The organism is Gallibacterium anatis DSM 16844 = F 149 (assembly GCF_000379785.1).
Classification (GTDB): domain Bacteria; phylum Pseudomonadota; class Gammaproteobacteria; order Enterobacterales; family Pasteurellaceae; genus Gallibacterium; species Gallibacterium anatis.
Map to the genome: position 1 here is coordinate 24,034 of NZ_KB903680.1, position 13,123 is coordinate 37,156.

At 40.9% G+C, this 13,123-nt stretch carries 14 protein-coding genes and 1 pseudogene; 7 read left to right on the plus strand and 8 right to left on the minus strand.

Features of this window, described 5'->3' with window-relative positions:
• Nucleotides 1-107: 107 nt before the first annotated feature.
• The 3 genes from A3EO_RS0103080 (at nucleotide 108) to dtd (ending at nucleotide 2,414) form a co-directional block, all read left to right on the plus strand.
• The gene (locus tag A3EO_RS0103080; RefSeq protein ID WP_018345947.1) at nucleotides 108-905 is read left to right on the plus strand and encodes a class I SAM-dependent methyltransferase; all 798 of its coding nucleotides are present in this window, start codon (nucleotides 108-110) and stop codon (nucleotides 903-905) included.
• Between the two features lie 170 nt (nucleotides 906-1,075).
• A complete protein-coding gene (locus A3EO_RS0103090) occupies nucleotides 1,076-2,005 on the plus strand; it encodes a virulence factor BrkB family protein (protein ID WP_018345949.1) in 930 nt (309 codons plus the stop codon).
• The gene (gene dtd / locus A3EO_RS0103095) at nucleotides 1,980-2,414 is read left to right on the plus strand and encodes a D-aminoacyl-tRNA deacylase (protein WP_018345950.1); all 435 of its coding nucleotides are present in this window, start codon (nucleotides 1,980-1,982) and stop codon (nucleotides 2,412-2,414) included. Before A3EO_RS0103090 ends, dtd begins: the two co-directional genes overlap by 26 nt.
• Before the next feature lie 82 nt (nucleotides 2,415-2,496).
• Here the strand turns inward: dtd and rplS are convergent, their stop codons facing one another.
• From rplS to rpsP, 4 genes are read right to left on the minus strand one after another with little or no spacing between them, the layout of a single operon-like run.
• Complete coding sequence (rplS, locus tag A3EO_RS0103100) at nucleotides 2,497-2,844, minus strand: 50S ribosomal protein L19 (RefSeq protein WP_018345951.1); 348 nt, start codon at nucleotides 2,842-2,844, stop codon at nucleotides 2,497-2,499.
• A 32-nt stretch (nucleotides 2,845-2,876) separates the two neighbouring features.
• Entirely contained in the window at nucleotides 2,877-3,626 is a 750-nt protein-coding gene (gene trmD, locus A3EO_RS0103105; RefSeq protein ID WP_018345952.1) for a tRNA (guanosine(37)-N1)-methyltransferase TrmD, read from the minus strand.
• Between the two features lie 43 nt (nucleotides 3,627-3,669).
• On the minus strand, nucleotides 3,670-4,194 hold the full coding sequence (rimM, locus tag A3EO_RS0103110) for a ribosome maturation factor RimM (protein ID WP_018345953.1): 525 nt from the start codon (nucleotides 4,192-4,194) through the stop codon (nucleotides 3,670-3,672).
• 21 nt (nucleotides 4,195-4,215) lie between these two features.
• Complete coding sequence (gene rpsP / locus A3EO_RS0103115) at nucleotides 4,216-4,464, minus strand: 30S ribosomal protein S16 (RefSeq protein WP_018345954.1); 249 nt, start codon at nucleotides 4,462-4,464, stop codon at nucleotides 4,216-4,218.
• A gap of 284 nt (nucleotides 4,465-4,748) precedes the next feature.
• Here rpsP and ushA point away from each other — a divergent pair, with 284 nt between their 5' ends.
• A complete protein-coding gene (ushA, locus tag A3EO_RS0103120; protein ID WP_018345955.1) occupies nucleotides 4,749-6,404 on the plus strand; it encodes a bifunctional UDP-sugar hydrolase/5'-nucleotidase UshA in 1,656 nt (551 codons plus the stop codon).
• A gap of 59 nt (nucleotides 6,405-6,463) precedes the next feature.
• On the opposite strand, the gene A3EO_RS0103125 is transcribed toward ushA, so the two are convergent.
• The 3 genes from A3EO_RS0103125 to A3EO_RS0103135 are packed head-to-tail and all read right to left on the minus strand — an operon-like array spanning nucleotide 6,464 to nucleotide 11,166.
• Nucleotides 6,464-8,953 (minus strand): DEAD/DEAH box helicase, encoded by a 2,490-nt coding sequence (locus A3EO_RS0103125; protein WP_018345956.1) that lies wholly within the window; start codon nucleotides 8,951-8,953, stop codon nucleotides 6,464-6,466.
• Entirely contained in the window at nucleotides 8,943-10,451 is a 1,509-nt protein-coding gene (locus tag A3EO_RS0103130; protein ID WP_018345957.1) for an Eco57I restriction-modification methylase domain-containing protein, read from the minus strand. The genes A3EO_RS0103125 and A3EO_RS0103130 overlap by 11 nt, the downstream gene beginning before the upstream one ends.
• Nucleotides 10,444-11,166, minus strand: coding sequence for a DNA methyltransferase family protein (locus A3EO_RS0103135; protein WP_018345958.1), 723 nt, complete (start codon nucleotides 11,164-11,166; stop codon nucleotides 10,444-10,446). Before A3EO_RS0103135 ends, A3EO_RS0103130 begins: the two co-directional genes overlap by 8 nt.
• Nucleotides 11,167-11,354: 188 nt before the next feature.
• On the opposite strand from A3EO_RS0103135, the gene A3EO_RS0103140 reads away from it, so the two are divergent.
• Complete coding sequence (locus A3EO_RS0103140) at nucleotides 11,355-11,732, plus strand: helix-turn-helix domain-containing protein (protein WP_052118853.1); 378 nt, start codon at nucleotides 11,355-11,357, stop codon at nucleotides 11,730-11,732.
• A 482-nt stretch (nucleotides 11,733-12,214) separates the two neighbouring features.
• Nucleotides 12,215-12,421 (plus strand): glycine zipper 2TM domain-containing protein, encoded by a 207-nt coding sequence (locus tag A3EO_RS0103145; protein WP_018345960.1) that lies wholly within the window; start codon nucleotides 12,215-12,217, stop codon nucleotides 12,419-12,421.
• Between the two features lie 115 nt (nucleotides 12,422-12,536).
• Here the strand turns inward: A3EO_RS0103145 and A3EO_RS12580 are convergent, their stop codons facing one another.
• A complete protein-coding gene (locus tag A3EO_RS12580) occupies nucleotides 12,537-12,923 on the minus strand; it encodes a DNA glycosylase (RefSeq protein ID WP_211206173.1) in 387 nt (128 codons plus the stop codon).
• 48 nt (nucleotides 12,924-12,971) lie between these two features.
• Between A3EO_RS12580 and A3EO_RS13300 the strand changes: the two are divergent.
• Nucleotides 12,972-13,123: pseudogene (locus tag A3EO_RS13300) on the plus strand (IS5/IS1182 family transposase); the annotation flags it as partial.

The following is a 13,123-nucleotide window of genomic DNA, read 5'->3' on the forward strand; positions in this document are numbered from 1 at the left end:
AAAGCGCTATAGGGGTAATTTTTTATTGAAAAATCTTTTATATAATCGATATGCAAGCTGCTGCTATACTATTAAACATTGTCTAAGATCTAAGAGTTAGAAATAAAATGTCCACCTTGCTAGCAATTAACATCGCCGAACTTTATCAACACCATTTGCAACAAAGCGGTAACCATTCGCTCTCACCGCAGAAATGGGATAACAAAGCACAAAAAATGGCGCAACATTTAATCGAAAAACGCAGTCATTATACAGAAACGCTGTTAAGTGCAATCAATGCACAACCTGATGAAACCGTATTGGATATCGGTTGTGGGCCGGGAACATTAGCTCTACCACTGGCGCAACAATGCAAACAGGTTTATGCGTTGGATTATAGCAAAGGAATGTTGGATGTTTTGACACAATATCAGCAACGGCTAAACCTTGATAATATTACGCCGCTACACTGTTCGTGGGAACAAGATTGGCAAAATGTTCCGCAGGCGGATATTGTGGTCGCCTCTCGCTCGACAATGGTGCAAAACCTTGATGATGCCATTGATAAAATCACAGCTAAAGCACGTAAACGCGTCTATTTAACCGCTATCACCCAACCAAGTTTCCTTGATGCAGACATTTTCGCAGCCCTTAACCACCAACCGCAAGGTTTCCCAACCTATATCTATTGGCTGAATCGTTTATACCAACGTGGCATTCAAGCCGAATTACGTTTTATCAATGCGGATCTTTCCAATTATCAAGGCGACTATGTTGAATTTCTCAAATCGGTCGAATTCACTCTAGGCTCACTAAACACTGAAGAAAAACAATGCTTAGAAAACTTTTATAATGAAAGAAAAATCAAACAAATCCCAATTAAACACGGGCAGCCAAAATGGGCGTTAATCTGGTGGCAGTGTTAATTATTTTTGACGCCTTCGCTGACACGATTTTGCTCAATGATTACAGAAGCAACATCGTCACCAATCAATTTATGCGGTACAATTTCCGACAACGTCGATTTTACTGAATAGTGCAAACTGTCGTGCGTAATTGCTTCGCAATTCGCCTTAAACGAACATCAAGGAAAATTATGCAGAAATTCTTACAACACCTTATTCAGCATCTTACTATTTTAATTAAAATTTTTTTATATAAATTCAACCAGAACAAGTTATCGCAAGCGGCAGGTTATTTAACTTACAGCACAACATTGGCAATAGTGCCATTATTAATGGTAATTTTTGCCTTTTTTGCTGCCTTTCCGGTATTCAACGATGTGGTGCAAGATTTCCAGCAATTTATCTTTTCCAATTTCGCCCCTTCAGTCAGCCACACGGTCGAACAATACATCACCGTTTTTATTGCTAACACCAAAAAAATGAGCGGTATCAGTATCATCGGCTTAATCGTGGTGGCGTTGATGCTGATTAAATCGATTGATACCACGCTTAATGATATTTGGTCAAACAGCAAAAAACGCTCAACACTTTACTCCTTTTCTATCTACTGGATGATTTTGACGTTAGGGCCAATTTTTATCGCCACAAGCATCGGCGTAAGCTCTTATCTCTTTTCCAGCTCAATTTTCACCTATAAAACCGGACTACCGTTCGGGCTGAAATTACTTAGCTTCGTGCCGTTTCTTCTCTCTTGGTTGGCTTTCACCTGCATTTATGCCATCGTGCCGAACACGAAAGTGAATGTAAAACACGCCGCCTGCGGTGCTTTAATTGCAGCCATTTTTTTCACACTTGGCAAAGCCTGTTTTACTTGGTATATGAAATCATTTCCTTCTTATCAGCTGATTTATGGCGCATTAGCCACGCTGCCGATTATGATTTTATGGATACACCTCAGTTGGACATTTATTCTGCTAGGAGCTCAATTAACAGCGGTATTGGATGATTTGGATAAAATGGCACAATATTATCCTGATCAAGATTTAACTTATATTTATCAGCAAATTACATTAGAAAATCAACAGGAAAACTGCAATGATTGCACTGATTCAACGCGTTAAAAATGCAAATGTTAAAGTTAATCAAACTATTATTGGCGAAATCAAGCAAGGTATTCTAGTGCTGCTTGGTGTAGAACAGGGTGATGATCAAAACAAAGCAGATCGCCTTGCCGAAAAAGTATTGAATTATCGCATTTTCAGCGATGAAAACGGCAAAATGAATTTAAATGTACAACAAATTCAGGGCGAATTATTAGTCGTTTCACAATTTACCTTAGCTGCCGACACTAAAAAAGGGTTACGACCAAGTTTCAGCCGATCTGGCGATCCTGAATCAGCACAAGCACTTTATCACTATTTTGTAGAAAAATGTCGTGAAAATATACCAGTACAAACCGGAAAATTTGCCGCTGATATGCAAGTATCGTTAATCAATGATGGACCGGTCACATTTTGGTTACAGGTTTAAAATTGACCTTAATGATAACGGATTGACTATTAATCATAAAAAACCCTCGCATAAACGAGGGTTTTGAAAAAGCATTTTAAAATTAGTTTAAACGCTCTTTAATACGTGCAGATTTACCGCTACGTTCACGTAAGTAGTAAAGTTTAGCTTTACGAACCGCACCTTTACGTTTTACAGTGATGCTTTCAACGATTGGAGAGTGAGTTTGGAAAACACGCTCAACGCCAACACCGTTTGACACTTTACGTAGAGTAAATGCTGAATGCAAGCCACGGTTACGAATCGCAATAACCACACCTTCGAACGCCTGCAAACGTCTTTTACTACCTTCAACAACCCATACTTTCACTTCCAATGTATCACCAGGACGGAAGCTTGGCACGTTTTGCTTTAATTGTTCTTGTTCAAGTTGTTTAATAATGTTACTCATAATAAATACCTTATTCCTAGATGTAACTGAATCTATTTCTTTTGCTGCTGATACTCTTGTTGAGCCTGCTTCAGCAACAACCTTTGTTCGTCAGTCAGAGCTAGGCCTTCTAATAGCTCAGGCCGGCGTAGCCACGTTCGTTGCAATGACTGTTTTAATCGCCATTTACGAATTTCTTCGTGGTTACCGGACATCAAAACCGGCGGCACAACCAATCCATCAAGCACTTCAGGACGCGTGTAATGCGGGCAATCCAACAAACCGTCAACAAAAGAGTCCTCTTCTGCCGAAGCCTGTTTTCCCAACACGCCCGGAACAAATCGCGCAACGGCATCAATCAATGTCATTGCCGGCAACTCTCCGCCGGTCAAAACATAATCACCGATTGACCACTCTTCATCAATCTCCGTTTCAATAACTCGCTCATCAATGCCTTCGTAACGCCCACAAACCAAAATCATTTTCTGATTTTTAGCGAGCTGCTCCACGCCAGCTTGATTAAGCTTTCGTCCTTGCGGTGAAAGATAAATCACTTTTGCGTCATCGCCTGCTTCCGCTTTTGCCGCTTGGATAGCATCCCTTAACGGCTGCACCATCATCAACATTCCCGGACCGCCGCCATAAGGACGATCATCAACCGTCTTATGTTTATCGTGCGTAAAATCGCGAGGATTCCAACAATGCAATTGCAAAAGCTCGTGCTTTATGGCTCTACTTGTTACCCCAAATTCTGTAATAGCTTTAAACATTTCCGGGAATAATGTAATCACACCAATCCACATACGGATACCTCAATGTTCATTAAGCCAACAGGATTACCTGAGGTTAGAAACCAGCGTCCCAGTCCACCTCAATCACTTTGGTGCTGAGATCCACTCTTTTAACTACTGTATCAATATACGGAATTAACCGCTCTTGTTTTGCGAAAGCATCTTTGCTGTTCGCCTGAACCACCAAAACATCATTTGAACCGGTTTCCATTAATTCGCTGACGACACCCATATCGTATCCCTGCAAATTAATCACACGGCAGCCGATTAAATCGTGCCAGTAAAATTCCCCTTCATCTAATTCCGGGAGTTGGTTCAAATCGACACCAATTTCAATATTGGCTAATGTCTGTGCCTGTTCACGATCATCAACCCCTTTAATCTTCACAATCAAATCCTGACTGTGATGACGCCAACCCTCAATTTCTACCGGTTGCCACTGTTTTTTAATGTTTAAAAACCACGGTTGATAATCAAAAATACTTTCTGCATATTCGGTAGATGAATAAACACGCAACCAACCGCGAATACCATAAGTTGAACCAAGTTTACCTACGACACCGATTTTTTGCTGTTCCATTTCAACCACCTACGCTTTCAATTAAGCTGCTTGTTTCGCTTCTTTTACTAAAGTAGCAACACGATCTGATAAAGATGCACCTTTGCTTACCCAATCTTCTACGCGCGCTAAATCAATGCGTAAACGTTCTGCATTACCAGAAGCGATTGGATTAAAGAAGCCGATACGTTCGATGAAACGGCCATCACGAGGGTAACGGCTGTCTGCAACGACAATTTGATAGAATGGGCGTTTTTTAGCTCCGCCACGAGATAAACGAATGGTTACCATAACCTTCCTCTAAAATATTGATAGTAAAAAAAGAAAACCCCGTTCGAAGTAGGGGCGTTAATTGCTTATTGTAGACAATGCTGTGAAAACCAAGCATTCGATACAAAAAGCCGTAGAATTTTACCTTTTTTCGCAGAAAAATCAATAATTGACCGCTTTTATTTTCGAGATTTCATTGAGATGTGATAGATTAGTCAGCGATCATTAAAAATGGACAACATCAAAGAATATTACTAAATTTATCAAAAAGTTACATCAACTCATATCAATTATAGGAGCACCATATGCTGGTTAAAACCTCATTTAAATTATCTCTGTTCGCTGCATTGTTTGGCATTTCCACTCTCGGTTATGCCTATCAACAAGATCACACTTATCATTTCACCCTACTACACACTAATGATCTACACGGGCATTATTGGGCAAATAAAAACGGTGAATATGGTTTTGCTGCACAAAAAACATTAATTGATCGCATTCGCCACGAAGTGGAACAAAAAGGTGGTTCAGTCATTTTACTTAATGCCGGCGATTTCAATACCGGCGTGCCGGAATCGGATCTACAAAACGCCAAACCGGATATCGAAGCCTTAAATATGATGGGCTATGAAGCACTTACCTTAGGTAATCACGAATTTGATAATCCGCTGCAACTGCTTGAAATGCAAGAAAAATGGGCAAAATTCCCATTCCTCGCCGCCAACGTAATCAATCAGAAAACCGGCAAATTATTGGTTCAACCTTACACTATGTTGAAAAAACAGGATTTAAACATTGCCGTTGTCGGCTTAACCACCGAAGACACCGCCAAACTTGGCAATCCGGAATTTATTTCCGCCGTGAAATTTGAACGCCCAACCGATGCTGCAAAAAAACTTTTGCCTGAATTGGCGCAACAGAAACCGGATGTCAAAATCGCCTTAACGCATATGGGCTATTACCACGATGCCAAATTCGGCTCAAATGCGCCCGGCGATGTTTCAATGGTCAGAGAATTACCGAAAGCCGCCTTTGATATTGTGGTCGGCGGACACAGCCACGACACCGTTTGTATCAACGATGACGGCAGTTTCAACGATAAATTTAAACCGGGTGATGCCTGCAAACCATTATTTGAAAACGGCACTTGGATAATGCAAGCCGGCGAATGGGGAAAATTTGTCGGACGTGCCGATTTCAGCTTTAGAAACGGCAAATTAACCCTAGAAAATTACCAACTTATTCCGGTGAATTTAAAATATAAAGTGAAAAAAGCGGACGGCTCTAGTGAATATGTGTTGTATCAAGAGGAAATTCCGGCAGATAAAACATTGTTAGATCACCTAAAAAGTTATCAAGATCAAGGCGATAAACTGCTTAACCAAGTGATCGGCAAAGTGGACGGTCGTTTAGAGGGTGAACGTGATATTATCCGTTTTCACCAAACTAATCTCGGACAATTAATCGCACGTTCACAAGCAGAACGAGTTAAAGCAGATATTGGCATAATGAATTCTGGCGGTATTCGCACCTCAATTGAAGCAGGCAATGTAACTTACAAAGATATTCTTGCAGTACAACCTTTCGGCAATATCATCAGTTATTTTGAAATGAACGGAAAAGATTTGATCGACTATCTCAATGTTGTCGCCTTAAAAGAGGTGGATTCCGGTGCGTATCCGCAATTTTACGGCATTACAATGACAGTGGATCGCCAAGCGAAAAAGGTATCCGATATTAAAATTCAAGGCAAACCGATTGATTTAGAAAAAGTTTACCGCGTGTCATTGCCAAGTTATTGTGCTGCCGGCGGTGATGGTTATCCGGTGGTCACCGACAACCCAACTTATGTCAACACCGGCTTTGTCGATGCCGACAGCTTAAAAGCCTACTTTGAAGAACACAAACTGATCAAAGTGGAAGAGTTTAAAGCCAACGAAGGCATTGTTTATAAAGAGTAGTTGTGAGCGGAATTTAATGTTATAGCCGGTAACACTTTACCGGCTATTTGCTATTTCAACTAAAGCTGCTTAAATTCAGGCGTTGAAACCACCGTGTCATAGCCACCAACAAAATTGCCTTGATGTTTGCGAATACCGGTATATTCCAAACTGGCATCTTCATAACGTTTAAACTTATACACCGCATCATTCATTTGTGACTGATTAAACACATTCAAATTGACCAACAGCTGGAAATCTTTTTGTGTTAATCCGGTGACAGAATAGAAAAGATCCGGCTCAAGCTCCTCAATCACCTCACGCAGCGTATGTTCACGAAAATCAGTCAGATACATAAACACCGGCACTCTCGTTGCAAATTTAATTAATTTCTCCTGAATTTGCTTACGCAACGTTTTACGCTCTTTTTCCGCTTCATCGACCTCTTTTTTCTCTTGCGGCGTTAAATCACGCCCCTCTTGGGCTGCCTCTTTTTTCTTCTCTTTTACCGATTCGGTACGATTAATAATCGTGGCAATATCCTGATTCAGCGAACGAAAGCCCTCAATTTTGGATAACGCCGCCATTGCTTCCGGACTATTACGTAACCGATCCAATGTCATATTATCCACATTCACCAACACTGCACTTTCCCAACGGCGCGCCAGCAATGTTGCCGTAATGCCGCTTAAGGTGTAATCCAAAATATCTGCGGCATCAAAGCGTTTCATTGAACCACCGTCATAAGAAAGCACCGGTAAAAAATGGATAAATTCCGACACCTGTTTTTCCGGATTTTCTTCTTTAGGATTAAGGCGTGTGCTGTACTCACTGATTTGGCTTAATGCTCTATTTAAAGCAAAATCAAAAACATAACAATAATCTTTAATCACCATTTCTTGCTGATTGTCATCACGCATCGTCCACGGCGTTTGCACACGGAAAGCGGCTTGGAAATAGGTTTCTGGACTTTTCAAATTACACAACATAAAAATGCCCGACCATTCCGGAATAGAAATACCGGTTAATAATTTGCCACAGCTTAAAGTAATGGTTTTCGACTCCAACGGTGATTCACCGATTGCATTCCTTACCGGCGGTAAGGCTTTTTCACCAATGCCTGCTTGAGAACCGGCAGCCACCACCACCTTATAATCGTGATAAAACTGATTTTGTGGCATCGCTAATAAATTACGCATTGCAAAACAGCTTGCCACTGTCGGCAAAAACCACACTGTATGCAATAAATTTGCCAGCAAATTAACATCACTATACGGCATCGGCGGCTTTTCCACGCCAATATGCAACAACTGCTGTTCACCGCCATAACGCAACCAATTCAGCCACTGTTGCACCTCTTCTATATGCTTAAATTTTGCCGTTTCATCCTCACCGTCAGCCGCAAAAAATTCATTCAGATCAAACTCATTATTTTCGCCTTTTTCCGCCACAACCCGTAAATCGTCCGCCATTTGGTAAGTCATCATCACCATTTTCGGCAATGCACGATAAGGATTATCGGCTTTATTACTCCAATTCGCCTTTGCCTGTTGCTCATCGCTGTATGTCCAACTGAACACCTGCTCTTCGATAAATTCACCATTATTCAACGCACGAAACGGCGTGCCGGAAAGATAAAGATAGTGATAAGTCGTTAATCCCAACATCTCCTCATCAAAATTTAATTGATTAGGCAATTCACTGCTTAATTCGCCTTCACTTTCACCATAATCAAACTGGTCTTTGGTTTTATCTCGCCACGCACCATAGTGATACTCATCGAAAACCACACAGTCCCAATTAATCTCATACAGCCAACGATTACGCTGTTTAATTTTGTTATTAGCCGTGCGACCGTGCAAATCCTGTAAGGATAAAAAACAGATTAACGGTTTATTGTGCAACTCACTCTGTTTTTTGATTGCACCGGCTTGTTCAATATTTTCCTTATGCACAAACTGCCAATCAACAAAATCAATATGCCGCTGCAAATCTTCTTGCCACGCGGTCTTCACCGCCGGTTTGAAGGTCAAAATCAACACTCGCCGCCATTGCATCTCTTTTACCAGCTGATAGGTGGCAAAAGTTTTGCCGAAGCGCATTTTGGCATTCCATAAAAATTTCGGATCTTTATCCGCATTTTTCGGATCAGCTTTAAACGCATTAAAATAATCGATCGTTCGTTGCACTGCTAACTGTTGTTCCGGACGCATTTTAAAATCGGCAATACGATTCGCTTTAGGCGCTTTGCGATTGCGCACTGCCACAATTGCCGCCTGCACTGTCGCCATATCACAATGAAACCATTCACCCTGATCGCGCTTAATCTTCATCTGTTCAAGCATATGATGAACATCGTGATCGCTAAAATAAGAGCCGTCATCACGAATTGCCAATTCATTTAATTCAATTTGGTAACTTTGGTTAGGGGTTTTCACCGGATACTGTTCAGCAATGCGCTCTTCAACCGAACGTGTGGTGTAACCGACTTTAAGCATATTCGGGAAACGGACATCGCTATAAGCATAAATTTTCGGCTGTTGTAACGGCAACAATAGATCATTCAACATTATCTCTCTCCATTGGACGCACCATTGATTCAATAAAGGCGATTTCATCGGCAGTTAAGCCATATTTGGCATAAAGTTTTTCATCATTCCAAGATTGGCTAAAATCTTGCATTGGCACGAGTTGGTAGGCATTTCTGGTGGCGTGTTGCGTATTCTTTTTTAAAGTCAGCATAAAATGGAAAAATTTGGTTTGAATATAAGAAATCACATTTTTTGCCGTTTTTTCATCATCAAATGGACCAAAAACTAAATAAGTTTCGGAACAGCAGGAGTTGGGTTCACCTAAAATGGGTTTAACTAAATCGACACGACTATCGCCCGAACCAATGGCATAAGGCACAAATAATTTATAACGATCAATCCAATCACGATTCACTTTGACATCATCTCGGCAAATATAATTGATCTCTTTATTGGCATAAAATTTCACCGTGTTATCTTTGGTTTTGGCATAACCTTTAAATTTAGTATCAAAACCAAAAGGTTTGCGAGAACTGATGAATTCGTTAAAACTTGGTTCATCAAAACTTTTTACTTTATGGTAAATTTCCACCGCATCATTGCTCCGAATAAAAATTTCCATATTTTCTTCTTGCAAATAACGGCTGGCTTGCGACACCTTTTCACCATTCTCATAAGTGAAAACTTGTGTTTCTCCTGTTGAACCTTTTTGCCACAAGAAATAACACACGCCGCCTTTAATATCCACGCCCGAAAAACAATCCTGTGAATTCGGGAAATCGTGCAACTGGCGAATTTGCTTATCTTGCAGCATAGTGGCACGAAACTCATCAAGCCCTTTGCCGCCGGCATACCAGCGAGCTGGAATAATCATCACCAAATATTCAGGTTGTAATTTTTTCGCTTGTTCCACAAAGTTCTGGTAAATTGGTCTGGCACTGGCTTGTGCGCCACCATCACTTAATTGATACGGCGGATTGCCGATAATAACGTCAAATTTCATCTTTTTATATTGTTCAAAAAATGGGCTGTAAGAATGAATAAAATGGTAGGCGTGGCTTTCTAACTTATCATCACGATCAAATACCTCTTGGCTTGCACCGCATTCCGTGCAACGCCCGTTTTCCCATTTATGGGCTAACGTCCGGTAAAAAATATTGCCATTTTCATCATCAAAGGCGGTGCAGACAGAATATTGACCGTTCGCTTCACGGCTGCAATAAAGACTGCGGCGACTAAGTTGTGCGGTTAGCGAGGTAATGCCGATACCGAACAACTGTTTGGTAAAAATATGATTAAGCCGCTCCTGTAAATCAGGAAAATGGCTTTCTAAACCTTTAATCAAGCGTTTGGCGATCTCACGCAAAAACACACCCGATTTGCTACAAGGATCAAGAAACGTTTTTGTCGGATCGGAGAAGAAATGTGCAGGAATTAAATCCAACATCTGATTAGCCAACTGCGGAGAAGTAAACACTTCATCATTGGACAAATTCGCAATACAGGATAATACATCCGGATTGTAATTTTTAGGCATATTCGCACTCACTCTGTTGATATTCGGCAGCATACTGTTGCCCTATTTTTAAGAAATCACATAGACTGGATTGAAAAACGGTACGATAAGGATGTGGCAAGGCGCTGTTGCCATCAGCTTGATACTGCTGTTGCACTAATCCCCAATAGATGAAAGGCACACGTTTAATTTTGCGTTCGCTGACAAAACTCCATTGCGAAAAAATAATCGCTTTTTTCGCATAAGCCTGCTGTTCATCAGATAATTCCGGTATCGGCGACTCAGTTCGCGGCGTTGCCACCTCCATTGTCAGCGCATCGCCGTGCACAATATTTAATGCTAATAAACAGCGTAAAGAGGCAAGGCAATCTTCATTTTGATTATTCGGGAATAAGCGTTCATATTCGCTTTTGGCAAAATCAAATAAACGTTCACGGCAAATCTTCACGTTATCCGCCAACAGCTCAATGCCATAAATACTGCTTACCGCAAGGATTAAATCTCGTTCATAGGAAAGCTGGCTTGGCGGTGCGATATGTTTTTTCCGTTTCCCCTTATATTGGTAATTCTCTGCCGCCACTGCTAATTTTCGCCGTAAGATTTCAATTAAAAAGTTACCTGTGCCGCACGCCGGTTCCAGAAATGTGGCGGAAAGTGATTGCGTCTGCGTTTTCACTAAATCCAACATCGCATTAACTTCCCGTTCTCTGGTATAAACTTCGCCGTGATCAGCCACACGCTTTTTTGAAACTATTTGTTTTTCTTTAGACACGTTAAATTATGGGTTTAGACTCAAAAAATGAAAGTATTATTGATATTTTTTAAAGTTTTAACAATATTGCTTTCATTATCAAAATCTCTGCGTGATAGCTTTGCCACGCTATGAACGAAAAAGAAAAATTCGCCGCTAATTTAAGGCAAGCTATGATAAGAAAAGGCTTTCCATTAAAGCCTTCTGTGTTAGAAACGATCTTTAATTTAAAATATGAAGGGCAATACATTACGCCACAGGCTGCTTCACAATGGCTAAATGGTAAGATGATCCCAAGATTAGATAAGTTAAAGACGCTTGCGATTGTCTTAAATGTAGATTTAAGTGAACTCGTGCCACCGAACAAGCTACAAAAATTGCAAGCCGCGGAACTTAAACGCATTGGCACGCCCGAAGAATTGCGTTGGGAAAACATCGCCACTCAACAAGATAAAGCGCTTTTTAGCCATTTTCTTGATCTTCCGGAACAACAACGCAATGTGGTCAGAGAGGTGATTATGGCGTTGTATAAACAACATCGTAAAAAATAAATTTGCTTTCCATAAATTTTCACATCGCATCCCAATAACCGCCCTATTCAAGCCACCACTTCCATAGCCCCATTCTATAGAAGTGGTTAAAACTGAAACATCACCCCATTTCTACCGAATTGCGTCAATTTCTTAGCGTGATTTTTCCTAGCAACAATGAAATTACTCTGCTAGGCTAAGTGACGGTAAGCATAATATTCAATAGCGTTTATCAGATTATGTGCCGTAAAACCACGTCCTTTAGTGCGTGGATATAAGGCACAAATATGATATACTTCTTACTGCTAACAGAGGTCGCTTTAGACTCTCAATGACGGCATAATCAGGGCAGGACGTGCCCGTAGCGTCTGTGAAGTGAATCGCATTGGCGGTCAGCAGCAGAAACCCACCGAGAGTAGTCCATTGCTTGCAATGGGAGCTGGTAGGAATCTCCTTGCTTTGGCTAGGGGAGGACGTCAATACGCTTCAACAAAGGAGTTTTTATGAAAACTGCAACAAAAGTTGTGATGATTTCTGTGTTGGCATTAACTTTAAGTGCCTGCGCACATTTGAATAAACGAGATAAAGCCACTATCGCCGGTGCCGGCATCGGTGCTGTCGCCGGTTCGGTTTTATCCAACGGCAGTGCGTTGGGAACAGTCGGCGGTGCCGCTGTTGGTGGTGTTATCGGTCATCAAGTCGGAAAATAATCTTAATTAAATTCCCTCCTGAGCGAGGGAATTTTCAAATCTGTATTCGCCTCGTTAAATGCTCGGCAAAATTTTATTGTTCGCTATCTACCTACTATCCGCTAATAACGAATGCTTATAGCATGCCAATATCCGCAAAAAATTGTCGATAAATTTCTGCTTTCTTTGCTAATGCTAATGGGTAAGCTCGTGATGATGAAGGAAGACGATAAAGCTGATATTGTCGCTGTGCAATTGTGATTGAAGTATTCTCACCATTTTTTAACATTACTCTTTCTTCATCAAGCAAAGAAAGCAATGTTTCAGTCGCTTTTTCACCAGCGGTCATAATCACTTTGCATTGTGGAATTTTTGCTAACACTTTAGTGAGGTTAATCGGCTCAATAATCTGCAAAAATTTATCGGAAGCATTACCCTGTTGGCGAAAAATTTTATAACCGCTATCAAAAACGGCAATGCCTTTTGCACGCAAAAACCAGACTGCTGACAAACCTCTAGACATACCTCTAGAGGTTTGATCTAATAGGCATATCGAAAAAAGGAAATGCCTATGCTCAAAAATACACCCTCACTCCAATATGAAATCGAGATGATAAGTCTCGAACAACTCGTTCCAAAAGACCACCTTGTCCGTAAAGTCGCTAAAGCCATCGATTTTGACTTCATTCGTGATGAAGTGGCGCATCTCTATTGCCATGACAA